18 protein-coding genes and 1 tRNA gene are annotated in these 19,963 nt (G+C 69.0%); 7 read left to right on the top strand and 12 right to left on the bottom strand.

Annotated features, from left to right (window positions below; translation table 11 throughout):
- Positions 1 to 100 precede the first annotated feature (100 nt).
- From ABID41_RS03845 to ABID41_RS03835, 3 genes are read right to left on the bottom strand one after another with little or no spacing between them, the layout of a single operon-like run.
- A complete protein-coding gene (locus ABID41_RS03845; RefSeq protein WP_354297198.1) occupies positions 101 to 1,480 on the bottom strand; it encodes an efflux transporter outer membrane subunit in 1,380 nt (459 codons plus the stop codon).
- Positions 1,480 to 3,438 carry a MacB family efflux pump subunit gene (locus tag ABID41_RS03840; protein ID WP_331932191.1) on the bottom strand — a complete coding sequence of 653 codons (1,959 nt, stop codon included), beginning with the start codon at positions 3,436 to 3,438 and terminating at the stop codon, positions 1,480 to 1,482. The genes ABID41_RS03845 and ABID41_RS03840 overlap by 1 nt, the downstream gene beginning before the upstream one ends.
- A 2-nt stretch (positions 3,439 to 3,440) precedes the next feature.
- Positions 3,441 to 4,670, bottom strand: a complete 1,230-nt coding sequence (locus ABID41_RS03835; protein WP_331932190.1) for an efflux RND transporter periplasmic adaptor subunit — start codon at positions 4,668 to 4,670, stop codon at positions 3,441 to 3,443.
- Positions 4,671 to 4,884: 214 nt separating this feature from the next.
- On the opposite strand from ABID41_RS03835, the gene ABID41_RS03830 reads away from it, so the two are divergent.
- Positions 4,885 to 4,969, top strand: a tRNA-Leu gene (locus tag ABID41_RS03830).
- Between the two features lie 38 nt (positions 4,970 to 5,007).
- Here the strand turns inward: ABID41_RS03830 and ABID41_RS03825 are convergent.
- From ABID41_RS03825 to ABID41_RS03815, 3 genes are all read right to left on the bottom strand, one after another.
- Entirely contained in the window at positions 5,008 to 5,223 is a 216-nt protein-coding gene (locus ABID41_RS03825; RefSeq protein WP_331932189.1) for a hypothetical protein, read from the bottom strand.
- 121 nt (positions 5,224 to 5,344) lie between these two features.
- Entirely contained in the window at positions 5,345 to 6,613 is a 1,269-nt protein-coding gene (locus ABID41_RS03820) for a hemerythrin domain-containing protein (RefSeq protein ID WP_331932188.1), read from the bottom strand.
- Positions 6,614 to 6,844: 231 nt separating this feature from the next.
- Positions 6,845 to 7,033 carry a hypothetical protein gene (locus ABID41_RS03815; protein ID WP_331932187.1) on the bottom strand — a complete coding sequence of 63 codons (189 nt, stop codon included), beginning with the start codon at positions 7,031 to 7,033 and terminating at the stop codon, positions 6,845 to 6,847.
- Between the two features lie 111 nt (positions 7,034 to 7,144).
- Between ABID41_RS03815 and ABID41_RS03810 the strand changes: the two genes are divergently transcribed.
- From ABID41_RS03810 to ABID41_RS03800, 3 genes are read left to right on the top strand one after another with little or no spacing between them, the layout of a single operon-like run.
- A complete protein-coding gene (locus tag ABID41_RS03810) occupies positions 7,145 to 7,795 on the top strand; it encodes a TetR/AcrR family transcriptional regulator (RefSeq protein ID WP_331932186.1) in 651 nt (216 codons plus the stop codon).
- Between the two features lie 56 nt (positions 7,796 to 7,851).
- The gene (locus tag ABID41_RS03805; protein WP_331932185.1) at positions 7,852 to 9,117 is read left to right on the top strand and encodes a D-arabinono-1,4-lactone oxidase; all 1,266 of its coding nucleotides are present in this window, start codon (positions 7,852 to 7,854) and stop codon (positions 9,115 to 9,117) included.
- Positions 9,118 to 9,133: 16 nt separating this feature from the next.
- A complete protein-coding gene (locus ABID41_RS03800) occupies positions 9,134 to 10,273 on the top strand; it encodes a DSD1 family PLP-dependent enzyme (RefSeq protein WP_354297197.1) in 1,140 nt (379 codons plus the stop codon).
- On the opposite strand, the gene ABID41_RS03795 is transcribed toward ABID41_RS03800, so the two are convergent.
- Together ABID41_RS03795 and ABID41_RS03790 are read right to left on the bottom strand one after the other, a co-directional pair.
- Positions 10,265 to 11,143 carry a LysR family transcriptional regulator gene (locus ABID41_RS03795; protein WP_331931925.1) on the bottom strand — a complete coding sequence of 293 codons (879 nt, stop codon included), beginning with the start codon at positions 11,141 to 11,143 and terminating at the stop codon, positions 10,265 to 10,267. The genes ABID41_RS03800 and ABID41_RS03795 overlap by 9 nt on opposite strands.
- A gap of 53 nt (positions 11,144 to 11,196) precedes the next feature.
- Positions 11,197 to 12,189: a DUF4118 domain-containing protein gene (locus tag ABID41_RS03790; RefSeq protein ID WP_331931926.1), complete on the bottom strand. Its 993-nt coding sequence runs from the start codon at positions 12,187 to 12,189 to the stop codon at positions 11,197 to 11,199.
- Positions 12,190 to 12,315: 126 nt separating this feature from the next.
- On the opposite strand from ABID41_RS03790, the gene ABID41_RS03785 reads away from it, so the two are divergent.
- The gene (locus ABID41_RS03785; RefSeq protein ID WP_354297196.1) at positions 12,316 to 12,867 is read left to right on the top strand and encodes a recombinase family protein; all 552 of its coding nucleotides are present in this window, start codon (positions 12,316 to 12,318) and stop codon (positions 12,865 to 12,867) included.
- A gap of 5 nt (positions 12,868 to 12,872) precedes the next feature.
- Here the strand turns inward: ABID41_RS03785 and ABID41_RS03780 are convergent, their stop codons facing one another.
- The 4 genes from ABID41_RS03780 to ABID41_RS03765 all read right to left on the bottom strand — a co-directional run bounded on the left by ABID41_RS03780 (position 12,873) and on the right by ABID41_RS03765 (position 18,764).
- The gene (locus tag ABID41_RS03780; RefSeq protein ID WP_354297195.1) at positions 12,873 to 13,820 is read right to left on the bottom strand and encodes an asparaginase domain-containing protein; all 948 of its coding nucleotides are present in this window, start codon (positions 13,818 to 13,820) and stop codon (positions 12,873 to 12,875) included.
- 102 nt (positions 13,821 to 13,922) lie between these two features.
- A complete protein-coding gene (locus ABID41_RS03775; RefSeq protein WP_331928217.1) occupies positions 13,923 to 14,978 on the bottom strand; it encodes a 2-oxoacid:ferredoxin oxidoreductase subunit beta in 1,056 nt (351 codons plus the stop codon).
- Positions 14,975 to 16,798: a 2-oxoacid:acceptor oxidoreductase subunit alpha gene (locus ABID41_RS03770; RefSeq protein ID WP_354297194.1), complete on the bottom strand. Its 1,824-nt coding sequence runs from the start codon at positions 16,796 to 16,798 to the stop codon at positions 14,975 to 14,977. Before ABID41_RS03770 ends, ABID41_RS03775 begins: the two co-directional genes overlap by 4 nt.
- 187 nt (positions 16,799 to 16,985) lie before the next feature.
- A complete protein-coding gene (locus ABID41_RS03765; protein WP_331928213.1) occupies positions 16,986 to 18,764 on the bottom strand; it encodes an FAD-dependent oxidoreductase in 1,779 nt (592 codons plus the stop codon).
- A 333-nt stretch (positions 18,765 to 19,097) separates the two neighbouring features.
- On the opposite strand from ABID41_RS03765, the gene ABID41_RS03760 reads away from it, so the two are divergent.
- Entirely contained in the window at positions 19,098 to 19,259 is a 162-nt protein-coding gene (locus tag ABID41_RS03760; RefSeq protein ID WP_331928211.1) for a hypothetical protein, read from the top strand.
- Between the two features lie 58 nt (positions 19,260 to 19,317).
- On the top strand, positions 19,318 to 19,929 hold the full coding sequence (locus ABID41_RS03755) for a class I SAM-dependent methyltransferase (protein ID WP_331928209.1): 612 nt from the start codon (positions 19,318 to 19,320) through the stop codon (positions 19,927 to 19,929).
- Positions 19,930 to 19,963 lie beyond the last annotated feature (34 nt).

Below are 19,963 nucleotides of genomic sequence, written 5' to 3'. Positions count from 1 at the left end.
GCCCGATCCTTACGCACTATTGCGAACGATTATCATTTGACGTTCGCCGCGTCGAGAGCTGGGCCCTGGGTATTTTCCACAGCTTGCGAAGATGTCGCGTTTACGGGGTGGCCGAGGGGGCGAGGTCGCCGCCGAGGGCCTGATAGATGGCCACTTGGTTGTTCAGCCGCGCCAGCATGTTCTGAGCCTGGGCGATCTCGGCCCCGCGCCGGGATTCCTGGGCGTCGAGCCAGGTGCGCAGCGGGACGGCGCCGGCCCGATAGCGGACTTCGTAGAGCTGCTCGGCCCGGCGGGCCGCCGCGAGGGACTGGCTGAGCGCCTCGCCCTGGGCCGCAAGCTGGGTGCGGGCCGAGAGCGCGTTGTCCACGTCGGTGAAGGCGGCCAGCAGGGTCTGGCGGAAGCTGACCACGGCCAGCTCGTAGTCCGCCTCGGACACGCGGATGTTCAGCCGGGCCTGGTTGAAGTTCAGGAACGGCAGGGTGATCCCGGCGCCCAGGGTGGCGACCGGATTGGCCAGCAGGTTCGACAGGGCCGCGCTCGACCCGCCCACCGTGCCGGTCAGGCCGAGGGTCGGGTAGAAGCTGGCGCGGGTGGAGTCCACTACCGAGAGCGAGCTTCGCAGGCGCAGTTCGGCGGCGCGCAGGTCCGGGCGGCGGGCCAGGAGCTGCGCGGGCTGTCCCTCCGGCGGCGGGGCCGGAGCGGCCTCGGGCAGGACCTGGGGCTCGTTGTCGGTTGACCAGGTCGAGCCGCTGAGCAGAAGCGCCAGGGCCGAGCGCGCCTCGACCCGCTGCTGGACGAGCTCGGCCAGGGCCGATTCCTGGCTGCGGACGCTCTGCTCGGCCTCGTTGATCTCGACACCGGACACCTGGCCGGCGGCGTACTGGCTCTGGATCAGGGTCTGGGTGCGGCGGGCGTAGGCCAGGCTTTCCTGCGCGCTGGCGATGCGCTGGTTGAGGAAGGCGAGCTGGTAATAGAGGTCGACGGCCGTGCCGATCAGGGTGAGGCGGGTGGCCTCGAGATCCTGGCCGGTGGCGCGGGCCTCCCAGCGCGCGGCGTCGCGCTCGGCGGCGAGGCGGCCCCAGAGGTCCACCTCGTAGCTGGCGCTCAGCGAGGCGCCGTAGGAGCGGGTCGAGCCGCCCTCGTCGCGGCGGCTGGTGCTGGCGTCGGCGCCGCCGGAGAACTGCGGCAGGAGCTGAGCGCCGGCCAGACCCGCCTGGAGCTGGGCCCGACGGACCAGGATGGCGGCCGCCGCCAGGTCGTTGTTGCGGGCCAGGACGTCGCCCACCAGGCGATCGAGGCGCGTGTCGCCGAACCCGGTCCACCACTGGCCCTGGCTGGCGAGGAGGCTTGCGTCGGGGCCGCTGGCGCTCGCGTGCGGATAGGCCGTCGGCAGGTCCACCTGGGGCGTGACGAACCTGCTGGACATGCAGCCGCTGAGGGCGGTTGCGGCGAGTAGGGCGATGAGGACGGGCGCGCGCATCAGTCTCTAGCCAGGGCGGCGACGGGGTCGAGGCGCGCGGCGTTGCGCGCAGGCAGGTAGCCGAAGACGACGCCGATGAGGGTGGAGCAGGCGAAGGCGGCGATGATCGAGGCCGGCGAATAGGCCAGTTTGAAGTTGGTGCTGAAGGTCTGGAAGATCGCTCCGAAGCCCAGGGCGGCCAGGACGCCCAGGATGCCGCCCAGCAGGCAGACCAGCACCGCCTCGATGAGGAACTGTTGGAGTATGTCGCTCTGGCGTGCGCCGACCGCCATGCGCACGCCGATCTCGCTGGTCCGCTCGGTCACCGAGACCAGCATGATGTTCATCACCCCGATACCGCCGACGATAAGCGAGATCACCGCGATGGCCGAGATCAGGATGGTCATGGTCTGGGTGGTCGAGGTGATGGTCTGGCGGATCTCGTCGGTGTTGACGATGAAGAAGTCCCGCACGCCATGGCGCAGGGTGAGCAGCTTGGTGACCGCGGCCTGGGCCACGTCGCTTGGGGTGTCGTCCTTCACCCGGACGGTGACGCTGCGCAGGGTGGTGTCGCCTAGCATTCGCGCCTGGACGGTGGTGTAGGGCAGGTAGACGGTGACCGTCTCGCGTCCGCCGCCGAAGCCGGAGGTCGCCTGAGCGACCCCGACCACCCGCGCCGGCATGGAGCCGACCAGGATGATCTGGCCGATCGGGTCGCCGTCGAAGCCGGCGAACAGGGTGCTCAGGGTATTCTGGTCGATCACCGCGTCCTGGGCATAGGACTTGACCGCGTCGGGGCCGAAGAAGGCGCCCTGGGCGATCTTCATGCCCTTCACCCGGAAATATTGGTCGCCTACGCCATTGGCCTGGCCGGTGGCGGCGACGTTGCCGAAGCGCAGGGTGACGCTCGTCTGGGCCGTGGGAGTGACGCTGTCGACATAGGGCTGCTGGGCCAGGGCCTCGGCGTCGGCGGGGACCAGGGTGCGGACCGCGCCAGAGCGCATGTCGCCGAAATCCTTGCCGGGCATGATGTCGAGCGTGTTGGTGCCAATGGCGCTGATATTGGCCAGGACCTGCCGGCGCGAGCCTTCGCCTAGGGCCACGACCGACACCACCGAGGCGATGCCGATGATGATGCCGAGCATGGTCAGGAATGTGCGCAGCCGGTGGGCGTTCATCGCCAGGACCGCCATGCGGAAGGCCTCGCGGAAACGGTCGGCGGCGGCGCTGAGACCGCCTTCCTGCAGCACAGGCGGCGTGTCGCGGACCGCCGGCGGCAGCGGCTCCTTCGAGGTGAGGCGGTCGGCGATGATCTCGCCGTCGCTGATCTCGATGATGCGCTGGCAGTGCTCGGCGACCCCCATGTCGTGGGTCACGATGATCACTGTGTGGCCCTCGGCGTGCAGCTCCTGAAGGATGCGCATCACCTCCTCGCCGCTGGCCTTGTCGAGAGCGCCGGTCGGCTCGTCGGCCAGCACCACCTCGCCGCCGTTCATCAAGGCCCGCGCGATGGAGACGCGCTGCTGCTGGCCGCCGGAGAGCTGGCCCGGGCGGTGACCCATGCGGTCGGAGAGGCCCAGGCGTGTCAGCAGCTCCGAGGCCCGGCTGCGACGGGCTTCCCGCGACTTGCCGGAATAGACAGCCGGCACCTCGACATTGCCCAGGGCGTTGAGGTCGGAGAGCAGGTGGTAGCGCTGGAAGATGAAGCCGAAGTGCTCGCGCCGCAGCTCGGCCAGCTCGTCGGGGTCGAGGTCGCCGGTCTCGCGGCCGGCGACGCGGTAGGAGCCGCTGGTCGGCCGGTCCAGGCAGCCGAGGATGTTCATCAGGGTCGACTTGCCCGAGCCGGAGGCCCCGACGATGGCCACCATCTCGCCGGCCTGGATGGTCAGGTCGATGTCCTTCAGGACCGCAATGGTCCCTTCGCCGGCCGGGAACTCCCGGCGCAGGCCGCGGACCTCTATGAGCGGCGCGCCGGCCATGGCTAGAACCCGAAGGGGCCGGGCCGGCGGCGACCGCCGGGGCCGCGGGCGCCCGGACCCTGCTGGGCCTGGTCGCTAGGCCCGGCTTCGGCGACCACGACCCGGTCACCGGCCTTGAGGCCCGAGAGCACCTGGGCGGTGATGTTGTTGTTCAGGCCGATCTTGGCCCTGCGGCGCTCAGTCTTGCCGTTGTCGAGCACGACCTGCACCGGATAGGAGCCGTCCCGCGCCCGCTCGCCCAGGGCCGCCGACGGCACGGTCAGCACGCCCTTGGCCTGGCCCAGCACGATATAGACCTGGGCGGTCATGGAGGTGCGCAGCAGGCCGTCGGGGTTCGGCACGTCGAAGAGGCCGTTGTAGTAGATCGCCGAGGCGGTGGCGGCAGAGCCGGAGGCGCTGGCGCTCGAGGTCTCGCTGACGAACGATTCCGGCGCCGGCTCGACGGTGCGCAGCTTGGCGTAGCGGCGCTGGTCGGGCTGGCCGAGGATGGTGAAATAGACGTCCTGGCCGGGATGGACGCGCACCACGTCGGCCTCCGAGATCTCGGCCTTCACGGTCATGGTGCCCAACTGGCCGAGCTTGACGATGGTCGGCGCGGCCTGGTTGGCGTTCACCGTCTGGCCCTCCTGGGTGACGATGGCGATGATCGTGCCGTCCATGGGCGCGACGATGCGGGTGTAGCCGAGGTTCACGCGGGCGGTCTCCACCGAGACGGTGGCCTGGGCGATCTGGGCGTCGAGGGCGGCGAGCTGGCCCTGGGCGGTCTTGAGCGCGGCGCGGGCGGCCTCATAGTCGGCGCGGGAGGTGGCGTCGGCGGCGAGCATCTGGGTCTGGCGGTCGAAGGCCAGGGTCGTCTCGGTGAGCGTCGCCTCGGCCTGCCGGCGCTGGGCGCGGGCGTTGTCCACCTGAGCCTGGGCGGTGCGCAGGGCGTTCTGCTGCGGCTGGGAATCGATCTCGGCTATCAGGTCGCCGCGCTTCACCTGCTGGCCGAGCTCGACCTTCAGCGAGGTCACCTGGCCCGACACCTGGGCGCCGACGCTGACCAGTTCGATGGGCTCGAGCGTGCCGGTAGCCAGGACCGTCTGTTCCACGTCGCCCATGGTCACCGGGGCGGTGGCGACCGCCGGGCCTCTGTTCGACGGAAAGAGCATCCCCTTCAGCGCAAGACCCAGGAGCAGGACGCCCACGACGATGAGGGCGATCCAGATGCCGCGGCGATCCTTGAGCGTCATGGGTCCTCGGACGGTGATGACAGGTCAGGGGCTTGATGCACGCAAGGTAAGGCTAGAGCGCGGCGCCCAGATGTCGGTCTGCGCACGTTCCACCAGGGTTGTGACGCAATGTGTCAAAGCGGTTAAATTGCGGGCGCACGGAGAACCCGAAATCTCGCGCGCCGTCCGCCTCTGGCCTTCGTCCGGCAAGCTTGTTAAACGGATCGCCCTCGCTGCGGGCGTGGTGAAACTGGTAGACGCGCCGGACTCAAAATCCGGTTCCGAAAGGAGTGTCGGTTCGAGCCCGACCGCCCGCACCAAATTCCTTCAGGTCATAGGATAGATGCGCCGCCTGGCGTCAGTCGAAGGACGTGATGTCGTCGGCGACGGAAAGCGCTGGGTGGAAGACGCCCAGGAAGCCGTCCCGCGACCAGAGTTCGTGGCCGAAGGGGCTGGCCGTGCAGAAGGCGGTGATCATCGCCTCCTGGTCGTTCTGGCAATTGAGTGCGGCCTGGGCGAGGGCGCGTGCGTCCGGGCCATAGACGACGAGCCAATAGGAAGCTTCTGAGAGCATGCCGGGAGTTCCGGGGCGAGGCGCCAAGGCGTCGGTTGAAAACAGGCGCGGCCGCCTTGCGGCGGCCGCTTGAGGTGAACGCGCGCCACTGACGGCGGGCGCCAAGGGAGGGTTGGGCCGTCTAGCGACGGCCTTCCCAACCGCGTCGAGCGGCTTCGGCATGGCCTTGCGGGTCGCCGAACCAACCGCCCTGGCCGCGATCGTCGCTGCGCGAGCGGTAGCCGCGATCGTCGTCCTCGTAGCGAGAACGGCCGCCGCCTCTTTCTTCCCAGCCGCGCCGCGCCGCCTCGGCGTGGCCTCGGGAATCCCCGAACCAGCCGCCTTGGCCGCGATCTTCGCTGCCGCGCGAGCGGTAGCCGCGATCGTCGTCCTCGTAGCGCGAGCGGGACCGATAGCCGTAGTCCTCGTCGGTGAAGCGGCCTCGCTCGTCGCGGGCGCGATAGCCGCCGCCGCGACGATCGTCGTCATCGCTCACGAACCGGCCATACTCATCGCGGTCGCGTTCCTGGCTGCGATAGCTGCGGCGGTAGTCGTCGTCATCGTCACGGCGGAAGGAGCGGGTTTCACCCCGGCGTTCGGCCCAGCCTCTCCGGGAAGCCTCGGAGTGGCCTTGCGGATCGCCGTACCAACCGCGGCCGTCGTCGTCATCCCGGCCGCGAGAGCGGTAATAGCGGTCGTCGTCGCGTTCGCGGGAGCGGTAATAGCGGTCGTCGTCATCGCTCATGAAGCGACCGCGTTCGTCACGTTCTGGACCTTGTCTTGGCATACTTTCCTCCTGCTGAGTGCGATCGCGGCTGGCCAGGGCGTCGATGGACACGAGAGCCGGTGGGAACAGCTCGTCCTGGCGCGCCTCGAGACGCTGCTTGAGTTCGCGGATGCGCTGGGCCAGCTCGGGGGTGTCGACCCCGGCCGCTTTCGCCTTCGCGAAGATTCCCCTGGTCGGAGCTTCTTCTTCTCCGACGTGATGCTTGATCTGTTCCGAAAGGACCTTGACCTTGGCGTCCCGGTACTGGTCCTGGCCGTTCCCGCTCATGAGATCGGCGATCAGCACCTTGGCGCCGTCATGCTCTACCTGCGCCTCGTCCAGCGGCTCCTCATCCGAGGCCGCCTGGCGGCAGGCCGGATAGAACAGCTTCTCCTCGAGCATAGTGTGGATCACCAGGGCGCTGCAGACCTGCTCGATGATTCGGGCCTTCTGATTGCCGGCCGCCTTTTCGTACTGAGCGAACAGTCCTTCCACCGTCCGATGGTCGGACTTCAGAAGCTCGATGGCCGACTGCGAGCCTGCCTCCTTAGGCTGCGCGCTGGCCTGGGAGGCTGCGGCGCTCTGGCCCTGCGATGCTGTATTCTCAGGCGCTGAGCCGCCAGCGTCCGTCTCGTCCTTGGGCATCTTGTTCTCCGATTGTCGTCTGGATTTCTCCACGGGGAACTCGCCAAGCGCCGCTGGACAGCCCCGTGAAGACTTGCCGCTACAATGGATGTCCGGAAAGAGGGTTGCAGCTTCACTTATAAAATTAATAACTATACTATAGCGTAGCTCGCTATCTTCACTGTTGGCCCAATGGTGGTGGCTATGATTATTTCATTTCCATTGTTTAGCCAGGCTTTGCTTGGCCGCCGCTTATTTATCACCGCTTTCGGAGCCGCATTCGGGCAGGTCTTCGCCGTCGACGCGATCGGGGCCGAGGGCGCGCGGGTCATGGGTGAGGCCGCGTTCGACAGCCTTGTGGGAGAAGACCTCTTCCTGGCCGTCCTGCAGCAGGTCGGGGCCAGGGTCCTCGTAGAGAGGCGGAGGGGGCTTTGGCTTCATGAGCGGACTCCCGCGAGCGCCGATGCAGCGATAAGTCCCGAGCAGCCAAGATGATCCGCGAGCGCTTGGCGCGCGACGTGACCGAAGGCATGCTGGGGGCGGAGGAGACGAATGGCGGCAGGCGGCGAGGCGCTCAAGGCGGACGATATCGGCGAGCGGGCGGCCAAGCCCGCGCCGCGGCAGGAGCGCAGCCAGCAGACCTATGAGCGCCTGTTGCAGGTGGCCGGCGAACTGCTGGCCGAGGTCGGCATCGAGCGTATCTCCACCAATCAGATCTGCGCCCGCGCAGGCATGACCCCGCCGGCGCTCTATCGCTACTTCAAGGACAAGTATGACGTGCTGGGCGCGCTGGGGCGGCGGTTGATGGACCGCCAGAACGCGGCGCTGTTCGCCTGGCTCGACCGGCATGCGCGGGGCGGGCCGAGGGCCTTGGCCGATGCGACCGAGGAGCTGCTGCGTGCGACCGCGGAGGTCACCGCGTCCGAGCCGGGGGCCGTATGGACCCTGCGGGCGCTGCGGGCGGTGCCGCAACTGACCCATGTGCGGACGGAGTCGCACCGCCTGGTGGCCGATCGGCTGACGGATTTCTATGCCGAGTTCCTTCCCGACGTTCCGCGCCAGGCGCTTTGGCGGCGGCTGCGGATCGCTGTCGAGTTCGGCTTCGCGGCCGACGAGATGCTGACGGAAGAGACCGGCGTTCCGCGGGACGAGATCCTGCGGGAGGCGGCGGCGATGCTGCGCAACGCGGTGAGAGAACGATAGTCTTGACTATCTAAACTCCTGTCGCCGATGCTGCTGGAAAAGCCGGGGAGGGGAGCATGGCGTCCTGGAATAACTGGTCGGGCAGCGTCCGGGCCGAGCCTGCGCAGGTGGCGCGGCCGCGGACCGAGGCAACGCTGGCCGAGATGGTGCGGCAAGCGGCCAAGGTGCGGGTCGTAGGCGCAGGCCATTCCTTTATGCCGCTCTGCGAGACCGACGGCCTCCTGCTGTCGCTCGAGGACCTGGAGGGGAAACTGGAGATCGCTCCCGATCGCCGGACGGTCACCGCCCCGGCCGGGTGGAGCCTGAAGCGGCTGACCAAGGCGCTGTGGGAGGAGGGGCTCTCGCTTCCCAACCAGGGCGATGTGAACCCGCAGTCGCTGGCCGGGGCGCTGAGCACCGGAACGCACGGGACGGGCCGCGACCTGGGCAGCCTGGCGACTATCGCCCACGGGTTTCGCCTGATCGGCGCCGACGGCGAAGTGGTCGAATGCAGCCGCAGCGAGCGGCCGGAGCTCTTCGAGGCGCAACGGCTGTCGCTCGGCCTTTTCGGGGTGGTGACCCGCGCGACCGTCGACGTGCTGCCGGCCTACAGGCTGGAGGAGCGGATCGAGCGCAAGCCGCTGGCCTGGACGATGGAGAACTTCGCAGACCTGGCTGAGCGCCACCGGCACGCCGAGTTCTTCGTCTTCCCCTATGCCGAGGAGGTGATCCTCAAGACCCTGCACCCGACCGAGGCGCCGGAGACGCCGCGGGGCAAGCGGCCGATGATCAACGAGGAGGAGATCTTCCGGTTCTGCTGCGACGTGACGGCGGCCGCGCCGTTCCTGGCGGGACCTGCGCAGAGGTTCATGACCGCGGCATCGTCGGCGAGCCACAAGATCGGGCCGGCCTATCGGATATTCCCCTCGACCCGGAGCGTGCGGTTCGAGGAGATGGAGTACGAGATGCCGCGAGCGGCCGGCCTGCCGGCGCTGATGGAGGCGATCGCCTGGATTCGGCGTCGCAAGGCGCCGGTGGCCTTCCCCTTCGAGTTCCGCTGGGCGGCGGGCGACGACATCTGGATGAGCCCGTTCAACACCGGGCCGGGCGCGTCGATCTCCATGCACCAGTACGCCAAGATGCCCTGGTCGCCGCTGTTGGCCGAGGCGGAAGCGATCTTCCGGGCCGCTGGCGGGCGGCCACATTGGGCCAAGCGCCATACGCTCGCGCGCAGCGACGTCGATGCGCTATATCCGATGGCCGAACGCTTCCGCGACGTTCGCCGGGCGGCCGACCCGCAGGGCAAGTTCCTGAATGCGCACCTTGCCGAACTCTTCAGCTAGAGACAGAGAGGGCCGTATGTCTGAGGACCTTCGCCTGCATGGCGAGCTGATCGGGCGCCAGGGCTCGCGCCGCGACCTGAACACCCCGGTGCTGGTGCTGGACGTCGACGCGCTGGACCGCAACATCGCCCGCATGGCCGAGCTGGCCAAGGCCAGGGGCGTTCGCCTGCGGCCGCACGCCAAGACCCACAAGAGCGTGGACATCGCCCGCCGTCAGGTGGCGGCCGGCGCCGTCGGCCTGTGCTGCGCCAAGCTGGGCGAGGCCGAGGCCCTGGCGCGGGGGGGCATAGCGGGCCTGCACATCACCTCGCCGGTGGTCTCGGCCCCGGCGATCGCGCGGCTGATCGCGCTGAACGCCGCCTCCGACCGGCTCTCGGTCGTGGTCGACTGCCCGGACAACGTTGCGGCGCTGGCCGGGGCGGCCTCGCCCGAGCGGCCGCTGGGCGTCTTCGTCGACATCGATCCCGGCATCCACCGGACCGGCGTCTCGTCCGCCGAAGACGCCGTCGCCCTGGCCCGGCAGATCCTGGCCGAGCCGTCGCTGCGCTATGAGGGCGTGCAGATGTACTGCGGGCGCGAGCAGCACATCGAGGATTATGCGGGCCGCCGCGCCGCCATCGAGGCGCGCACCGACTATCTGCGCGACGTGATCGCGGCGCTGGACGCTGCCGGGGCGCATCCGGCCATCGTCACCGGCGCGGGCACCGGCACCCACCGCATCGATCTGGAGCTGGGAGTCATCAACGAACTGCAGGTGGGGTCCTACATCTTCATGGACGACGAGTACCTGGCCTGCGACCTGACCGGCGAGGGCGTCGCGCCCTACGAGCGCAGCCTGTTCGTCGATGCGCGGGTGGTCAGCGCCAACGCCCGGGGCATGGTGACGGTGGACGCCGGGCTGAAGGCCTTCGCCACCGAGGGCAAGCCGCCGCGCCCCGAGGACGAGGCCCTGGCAGAAGGACGCTACGCCTTCATGGGCGACGAGCACGGCGCCCTGGTCGGCCCGGCGACGGCTGACCTTGCGATCGGCGACATGGTCCGGCTATCGACGCCGCACTGCGATCCGACGGTCGATCTCTACGAGAGCTACCACCTGGTCCGCGGCGAGACCCTGGTGGACATCTGGCCGGTCAGCGCCCGCGGACGCTCACGCTAGCGACTTGAAGCGCTCGCGCAGGCGCGCGGCGCTGCGGGCCGCTTCGAGCTTCAGCCACATGGTGAGGCGCGACACCGCATCGGCCTTGCCTGGCGCGGTGCTGGCCCGCAGGACGAGGCTGGCGCTCTCCGAGGCGAAGGCCGGCGAAGGCAGGGGCCGCAGCCTGCCGTCCTCCAGATGGGCTTCGGCCACGAACATGTGGGTGACGGCGACGCCGGCGCCCTTCGCCGCAGCATCGAGCAATGCGGCCGGATCGTCGAAGGCGCGATGCTGCGTCCGGCTGGGATCGAGACCGGCGCGGCGTGCCCAGCTCTCCCAGTTCGAACCGGCCTCCACCAGCAGGGGAGCAGCCAGAGCGTCGTCGAGCGTCTTGGCCGGCTCGTCCGGAGCATGGGCCGCGAACAGGGTCGCCTCTCCGATCGCCGCAGCGTCGAGCGGCGCGGGCGCAGCCAGCAGGAGCTGGGCGTCAAAGGGCGCGGCCGGATTGCTGGTCAGCGCCACCTCGAGATCGGGCAGTGCGTCCTGCAGCCGGTCCAGCCTGCCGGCCAGCCAGCCCTTGCCGATGCCGGCCGGGACTAGCAGCGAGAGCCCGCTCGCCTCTGAACCGGTCTGCACCTCCAGCAGGGTGCGCTCGAGGGCGAGGGCGGCCTGGGCGTAGGTCTGGGCGAGCTTCAGCGCGGCCTCAGACGGCTCCATGGCGCCGCCGCGCCGCGCGAACAGCGAGGCGCCGAGGCTGGTCTCCAGCCGCTTGATCGACTGGCTGACGGCGCTGTGGGTGACGTTCAGCTCGCGCGCCGCCCCAGTGTAGCTCTTGTGGCGTGAGGCGGCCTCGAGGATCCGCAACGCAGAGAAAGGGGGGGACGCGCTCATTGATCGCCAACTATAGGATCGGCGGCCGCGCCGCACTGCGTAAATCGTCGCCGTCAATGCAGCGTGGCTTGCGACGAAATCTGGTCCGTAGCCGGAGGATCCAGCGGAAAGGCCAGGGTTTCGGTCGAACCGAACGCCGTCTGCCGCTGCTGGAACCGGCCGCCGAGCTGCTCGACCATGGCCTCGATGAAATGCAGGCGCGGCAGGGGCGACCGGCGCAGCGGCCGGTCGCTGCTGGCGACGAGCTCGATGCGCGCCTGATGGCTTTCGGTTCGAAGGTTGATCCGCAGGGAGCCGTCCGTCCTGGCGGCCTGGTGCGCGCGCAGACGCTCCAAGAGGACGACGGCGGCGGAGGTCGCCTGGTCCGGGCGAAGCCAGAGCTCGCCAGGCGAGATCTCGATCCGCGGGTTTGGGGGCGGCGCGGCCGAGTCCACCAGCCGGCGCACGAGCGGCCTGAAGTCGAGCGGCTGGCCGTCGCCCGCGACGTCCCTGTGCAGCTTGGAGATCAGCAGGGTGTGGGCGGAGGCTTCCTCGAAGGCGCGGCTGGTCGGGCCGCGATCGTTCCGGGCGTGGAGCTGGAGCAGGCCGGCGATGAGCTGGAGATGGTTGGTCACCCGCGCGTTCATCTCGCCGAACAACACCGCATGGTCGGTGGCGAGCGCTTCGGCCTCGCGCCTGGCGCTGGCCTGCCAAGCCATCGCGCGCCGCATCTTCACGAGCAGAACGATGGTCAGCACGCTGCTGACCACGAACAGGGCCAGAGGGGTCAGATGCTCGGCGCCCAGGTCTTCGTCCCCTTCCGGGCGGCCGAACCAGACATAGCCGCTGATCGCTCCGAGGCCGGTGACCAGCGCGGCCGGAGCCGGGCCCAGGAAGAGCGCGGCGACCGTGACCAGCGGGTAGAAGGCGATGTAGGTGTCGTCCTCTCCGAGCAAGGGATCGGCCGCCAGGCGGATGGCGAAGCCCAGCGCCGCAAGGCCGACGGCCAGGCCTAGTGGCTTCGGCTCGACGCTTGGCGCGCCAATGAAGAGCGACGTTCCCCGCATGCACCGAACCTAGCGAGGCCGTGTGCAGGATATGTGACGCTGAAGAGTCTCGTCGGTGTCAGCGAACTGTCACGTGAAGCTGATTGTAAAGCGGTCCTTGATCTGACTTTGCGGCGGTCCGCGGCCATGCGTTTGGCGATAGTTCAACATCGATCCGGATTACCCACCACCGACGAGCAGGTGGCGCGGGTGCGTGCGATGTCGCCTGACGACTATCTGATCGAAGAGACCGCCAACGCCCGGGCCGCGCAGCGGCTGGTCGAGCGCCTGGAACACCTTGGCGAGGGCGATGGCGTGGTGGTGACCGAACTGGCGGTGCTGGCCCCCTCGTTGCCGGAGGTCCTCTCGATACTTGATGGCCTGGCGCGGCGCGGTGTCGTCGTGCAGGCGTTCGATGCGCAAGGGGAGGTGTTCGAGGTCGGGCCGGCCTCGCGGGCCACGGTGGTGGCGCTGGCCGCGCTCGGGCGGGTCGCGCCGGCTTCGCGCAGCCGGCCCAAGGCCGAACCGGCGCTGCTGTCGGAAGCCGACCAGGAAGAGATCCGGCGCCTGCACCGGGCCGGCATGACGCCGCGCCGCATCGGCCTGATCTTCCGGCGCACGCCCAAGGCCATCGCCGAAGTGATCTGGGGCTATGACCCTGCCGAAACCCACATCGTGACGCCGACGCGACGGTCCTGATCCCCTCAGCCGGCCGAGAGCCAGCGCCGGAACGCGTCGAGCGCCGGACCCGCCTCGCCGTGCAGGGCCAGCATCCGGGCCAGCAGGATGCGGGACTGGCTGGGGCTGAGGTCGTTGCAGAACACCGCGCCGGCGTCGGCCAACCGCCGGCCGGTAGCGTAGTCCGGCGAGACGTCGCCTTCGGCGCAGCGCGAGGTGACCGCGACCGCGACGCCGGCCGCGATGGCGCGGGACACCGCCTCGGCGACGACCGGGCCGGCGTTGCCGCGCCCCAGGCCCTCCAGCACCAGGCCGCGCTCGCCCCCGGCCACGGCTGAGTCGATCAGCCGGCCGTTGGCGCCCAATCCTAGGCCGATCAGGTCGACGTGCTCGTCGCACGGCCCGAACGGCAGCGGGGCCGGCCGTACCCGCCGCGGCAGGGGCTGGCGCAGGGTGACCCCCAGGCCCATGCGATGGGCGAAGCCGTCGAGGGCGCTGGTGTGCCGCTTGAAGGCGCCGCGGGCCGGCAGGGCGTAGCCGCCGAACACGATCCAGGCGCCCAGGCCATGTGCTTCCGGCTTCTGCGCCAGGGCGAAGGCGTCGCGCAGGTTGTCGAGCCCGTCGAAGCCCGGCTGGCCCGGAGAGCGCTGGGCGCCGGTGAAGACGATGGGCTTGGCGCTGGTCCAATGGATGTCGGCGAGGAAGGCTGTCTCCTCCATGGTGTCGGTGCCGTGGGTGACCACGACGGCGGCCACGTCCTCGCGCTCGGCTGCGGCGAGGGCGGCGGCGACGACCTCTCCGGCCTGGGTGAGGCTCATTTCCTCGCTCAGCCCGGCATAGACCCGTTCGATGCGCAGGTCGGCGGCGGCGTCGCCCAGGGCTGCCGCCAGGGCCTGGCCGCCGGCCAGGGCGCCGTTGGCGGCGGGCGCGGAACTGATGGTCCCTCCGGCGTCGAGCACCAGGACCTGGCTCATGCCCAAACTCCACTGATCTGCGGTCGAAGACGAGGCCGCGCTCTAGCCGATGGCCGGCTTGAGGGCGAGCGGTCTTCCGCTCGATACGCAAATCGAGCGGCGCTAGCGCAGGGCGGCGTTGATCTTTTCCAGAGCCGCCGAACCTGGGACCAACTCGTGTTCCGCCAGCGCGTTGAGCGGGGTTTCCACCGTGCCCAGGTTCTCGTGCAGGTCGCGGGCCTCCGGATCGAGGAACAGCAGGCCGGTGACGATCTCGCCCAGGGCCTGGCGCGCCTGGAGATAGGCCATGGCGCCGACCCGGTCGGACGGGTCGTAGTGCTCGGCCAGCTTGTGCAGGCGCAGGACCGAGCCGTCGTGCTGGGTCACCGGCACGGTCTCGCCGGGCGCGTAGTCGACGGTGATCGCCTCGCGGGCCGGGACCAGGTCCATGCGGTTCACCGCCTCGTTGTGCTCGCGCACATAGTCGTAGGACTTGGTGGAGCCCGGGTGGTTGTTGAACTGCACGCAGGGGCTGATGCAGTCGATGAAGGCCGCGCCGCGGTGGGCCAGGGCCGCCTTGATCAGCGGCACGAGCTGGGCCTTGTCGCCGGAGAAGGAGCGGGCGACGAAGGTGGCGCCCATCTGCAGGGCCAGGCTCACCAGGTCGACCCCGGCGTCGTGGTTGACCACGCCCTTCCTCGACTTCGAGCCCTTGTCGGAGGTGGCCGAGAACTGGCCCTTGGTCAGGCCGTACACGCCGTTGTTCTCGACGATGTAGAGCATGTTCACCCCACGCCGGATCGAGTGGGCGAACTGGCCAAGGCCGATGGAGGCGGAGTCCCCGTCGCCCGAGACGCCCAGATAGATCAGGTCGCGGTTGGCCAGGTTGGCTCCAGTCAGCACCGAGGGCATGCGGCCATGCACGGTGTTGAAGCCGTGCGAGGCGCTGAGGAAATAATCCGGCGTCTTGGACGAGCAGCCGATGCCCGACAGCTTGGCGACCCGATGCGGCGGCAGGTCCAACTCGTAGGCCGCTTGGATGATCGCCGAGGAAATCGAGTCGTGGCCGCAGCCGGCGCACAGGGTGGAGACCGAGCCCTCATAGTCGCGGCGCGTGTAGCCCAGGGCGTTGGGCGTCAGCAGCGGGTGATGCAGCCGGGGCTTGGTGATGTAGGTCATTCGGCGGCCTCCGACATGGCGCTCTGGCCCAGGAGCAGTCGTTCGATCGCGCCGGCGATGAACCGCGCGGTGATCGGCGTGCCGTCGTAGTGCAGCACCGAAATCAGCTTCGACGGGTCGATGTCGCCCTCGTTGATCAGCAGGGTGCGGAGCTGGGCGTCGCGGTTCTGCTCGACCACGAACACACGCTCGTGCTCGGCGACGAAGGCGTAGACTTCGTCGGCGAACGGGAAGCCGCGCAGGCGCAGGGCGTCCAGCGCCACGCCGCCTTCCTCCAGGGTGGTCAGGGCCTCGTGCACCGCCGGGGTCGACGAGCCGAAATAGATCACGCCGTCGCGGCTCGGCTCGGCGGCGTCGCGCCGGATCGGGGCGGGCACCAGGCTGCGGGCGGTGTCGAACTTGCGCAGCAGCCGCTCCATGTTGTCGACATAGACCGCGCCCTCTTCGCTGTAGCGGGCGAAGGGATTGCGCGAAGTGCCACGGGTGAAATAGCCGCCCCGGGTCGGGTGGACGCCCGGATAGGTGCGGTACGGGATGCCGTCGCCGTCCACATCGAGATAGCGGCCGAACTCGCGGCCGGCCTCCAGGTCCTCGAAGCTCATCACCTTGCCGCGGTCGAGCTTGCGCGCGTCGTCCCAGGCGAAGGGCTCGGTCAGCCACTCGTTCATGCCGATGTCGAGGTCCAGCATGACGAAGATCGTGGTCTGCAGCCGGTCCGAGAGGTCGAAGGCCAGCGCTCCCATCTCGAAGCACTCGCCCGGATCGGCCGGCAGCAGCAGCGGGTGCTTGGTGTCCCCATGGCCGGCGTATGCCGCCGCCAGCAGGTCGGCCTGCTGGGTGCGGGTGGGCATGCCGGTGGAGGGGCCGCCGCGCTGGACGTCGAAGATCACCGCCGGGATCTCGGCGAAATAGGAGAGGCCGATGAACTCGGTCATCAGCGACACGCCTGGGCCGGAGGTGGCGGTGAAGGCCCGCGCCCCGTTCCAGCCGGCGCCGACCACGATGCCGATGGAGGCGATCTCGTCCTCGGCCTGGACGATGGCGTAGCGCGCCTTGCCGGTCTCCGGGTCGATCCGAAGTTGGTGGCAGTAGTCGGTGAAGGCCTCGGCCAGCGAGGTGGACGGGGTGATCGGATACCAGGCGCAGACGCTGGCCCCGCCATAGACCGCGCCCAGCGCCGCGGCGGCGTTGCCCTCGACGAAGATCCGCGTCCCCACCTGATCGACGCGGCGCACCTTGAGGTCCAGCGGCTGGAGGTTCTCGGCCACATAGTCCCGGCCCATGTGCAGCGCCGCGACATTGGCGGTGATCAGCCGTTCCTTGCCGGCGAACTGCTCGGCCAGCAGTTGCTCGATGACCGGAATCTCGATGTCGAGCAGGGCGGCCAGCGCGCCGACATAGATGATGTTCTTGAAGAGCTGCCGCTCGCGCGGGACCTGGTAGGCCGCGTTGCACATCTCGGTCAGCGGCACCCCGACCACGGTGATGTCGTCGCGGAACTTCGAGGGCGGCAGAGGCTTGGTCGAGTCGTGGAACAGGTAGCCGCCCGGCTCGATCTCGGCGACGTCGCGATCCCAGGTCTGCGGGTTCATGGCGACCATGAGGTCCACGCCGCCGCGCCGGCCCAGATGGCCTGCCTCGGTCACCCGCACCTCGAACCAGGTCGGCAGGCCCTGGATGTTCGAGGGGAAGATGTTGCGCGCCGCCACCGGCACGCCCATCCGCAGGATCGCCCTGGCGAACATCCCGTTGGCGCTGGCCGAGCCCGAGCCGTTGACGTTGGCGAACTTGACGACGAAGTCGTTGACCGCCGCGCTCATGGTCTTGCCCCCCGGTCCTTCTCCCCTCGCGGGAGAAGGTGGCCCTGCGAAGCAGGGTCGGATGAGGGGGGCGGCGTCGCGGTTCGCGTGGCGGCGCCCCGTCCGGCCGAGAGGCCCGAACCCCTCATCCGTCGGGCTTCGCCCGCCACCTTCTCCCGCAAGGGGAGAAGGACTGAAGGCCTGCTCATCATCGGCATCCCCCCGCATGGGTCATTTCGAGCAGGAACTTCTGCATGTCCCAGGCTCCGGTCGGGCAGCGCTCGGCGCAGAGGCCGCAGTGCAGGCAGACGTCCTCGTCCTTGACCATCACCCGTCCGGTCGGCAGATCCGACGAGACGTAGAGCGCCTGTTCCAGATTCAGCGCCGGCGCCTTCAGGCGGCCCCGCAGGTCCTCTTCCTCGCCATTGTCGGTGAAGGTGATGCAGTCGGTGGGGCAGATGTCCACGCAGGCGTCGCACTCGATGCAGGCCGACTCGGTGAACACCGTCTGGACGTCGCAGTTCAGGCAGCGCCTGGCCTCGCTGTAGGCCAGCTCCCGGTCGAAGCCGAGCTCGACCTCCAACTTCACGTTCCGCAGCGCCTCGCTCTTCTCGCGTAGCGGCACGCGATAGCGCGCGTCGTTGGCCGGGGCGTTGTCGTAGCTCCACTCGTGGATGCCCATCTTCTGGCTGACCAGCGAGGTCTGCGGCGCCGGGCGCTCGCCGATGTCCTCGCCCTGACACAGCTTGTCGATGGAGATCGCCGCCTCGTGTCCATGAGCGACGGCCCAGATGATGTTCTTGGGTCCGAAGGCCGCGTCGCCGCCGAAGAAGACGTTGGGCAGGGTGGACTGGAAGGTCGTCTCGTCGACCTTCGGCATGTCCCACTCGTTGAACTCGAGGCCGATGTCGCGCTCGATCCAGGGGAAGGCGTTCTCCTGGCCGACGGCCACCAGCACGTCGTCGCACTCGTAGTGTTCGTCCGGCTCGCCCGAGGGGACCAGCTTGCGCCGGCCGCGCTCGTCGTATTCGGGCCGCACCTTCTCGAACAGCACGCCGGTCAGGCGTCCGTTCTCGTGGGTGAAGGCCTTGGGGACCAGGTAGTTGAGGATCGGGATGTCCTCGTGGATCGCGTCCTCCTTCTCCCAGGGGCTGGCCTTCATCTCCTCGAAGCCGGAGCGGACGATGACCTTCACGTCCTCGCCGCCCAGCCGGCGCGAGGTGCGGCAGCAGTCCATGGCGGTGTTGCCGCCGCCGAGGACGATGACCCGCCGGCCGATCTTCTCGATGTGGCCGAAGGAGACCGAGGAGAGCCAGTCGATGCCGATGTGGATGTTGGCGGCCGCTTCCTGCCGCCCGGGAATGTCGAGGTCGCGCCCGCGCGGCGCGCCGGACCCGACGAAGATGGCGTCATAGCCCTCGGCCAGCAGCGCCTTCAGGCTGTCGATCCGTTCGCCCAGCCGAAGCTCCATGCCCAGGCCGGTGATGTAGCCTACCTCCTCGTCGATAACCTCCTCGGGCAGCCGGAAACGCGGAATCTGGCTGCGGATCATGCCGCCGGACCTGGCTTCCCCGTCGAACAGGGTGAGTTGGTAGCCGAGCACGGCGAGATCGCGGGCGACGGTGAGCGAGGCGGGGCCTGCGCCCACCAGGGCGACGCGCTTGCCGCTGTCCACCGCGACCGGCACGGGCAGCCGGCCCGTGATGTCCTCCTTGTTGTCGGCGGCGACGCGCTTCAGTCGGCAGATCGCGACCGGTTCCTCCTCGACCCGCCCGCGCCGGCAGGCCGGCTCGCAGGGGCGGTCGCAGGTTCGGCCCAGGATCCCCGGGAAGACGTTCGACTTCCAGTTGACCATATAGGCGTCTGTGTAACGCCCTTCGGCGATCAGCCTGATGTATTCGGGTACGGGCGTGTGGGCCGGACAGGCCCATTGGCAATCGACGACCTTGTGGAAGTAGTCTGGCCCCTCGGCACTAGTGCGCTGCACAATCGCTTCCTTCCCGACGCCGTTCTCCCGCGGGACTCCAGACGACGGCCAATGAAAGCAGGCTCGCCTTACCGCGACGCAGCGTTCGGGAGGATCGTAGGACCTTCTCGACGGCCCAGCCAATACATTTCTGGATCAAAATGACCGGGTTTTGGCCGGGTCGGTGACTTTTGGACACCTGAACCCGATGAGGCCAAGCTTGGCCGTAGTGATGTCGTCACGGCCTCAACATGCCGTGATCACGGCATGTTTCAGGACTTTTCAGGCCGTGTGAGGGTTCTTTTTGCGTCAAGCATTGCTTAACAATTCGACGTCCCAGCCACGGAGGTCCCGATGCCGAAAGAACTGTTCGAAGTCGCTTCCCCGTTTGAAGAGCCGGAACTCGACATGGTCGAGGCGCTCGACGCGGAACTCGACGCGGAGTCGGTCGAGATCAACGCTCGCCGCGCCCAGGCCGAGCATCCCGAGAACCTGCGGCTGGCCCGGGCTATCTGATCGGGAGCGGCCCACGCGGCCGCTTTCCTTGCTGGCCTCCATGGCCTAGGTCGGTCGGATGCAGCTTCCGATCGACATCGACAGCGTCAAAGGCTTCCTGGATCCAGCGGAGGGCCGCGCCCTCCACGACGCCGCGCTCGCGAGCGCAGGGCTTGGGCCTGCTCTGGAGGTCGGCAGCTATTGCGGCAAGTCCGCGGTCTATCTCGGCGCCGCCTGCCGCGAGGCCGGCGGCCTGCTCTTCTGCGTAGATCATCATCGCGGATCGGAAGAGAACCAACCGGGCTGGGAATACCACGATCCCGAGCTATGGGACGCCGAGGCCGGCGCCATGGACACCCTGCCTTTCCTGCGCCGGACCCTGCGTCGCGCCGGCCTGGAGGATCATGTCATCCCGGTGGTCGGCCGCTCGGCGACCATCGCGCGGGCCTGGGGAACGCCGCTGGGCTTCCTCTTCATCGACGGCGGCCACACCATGGAGGCGGCCCTGGCCGACTGGCGCGGCTGGACCCCGCACCTGAAGACCGGTGGCCTGCTGGCCATCCACGACGTCTTCCCCGACCCCGCCGACGGCGGCCGCCCACCCTTCGAAATCTACCAGCGCGCCCTGGCCTCGGACCTCTATGACGAGGTGACCGCGGTGAAGAGCCTGCGGGTGCTGCGGAAGCTGTAGGGCCGAACAGATGCTTCCCGCTGCAGAAGCTCCG

This window comes from Phenylobacterium koreense, from assembly GCF_040545335.1.
GTDB lineage: Bacteria > Pseudomonadota > Alphaproteobacteria > Caulobacterales > Caulobacteraceae > Phenylobacterium > Phenylobacterium koreense.
Note: the sequence above shows the minus strand (reverse complement) of the source record. Positions and strands in the feature narration are given on the sequence as shown.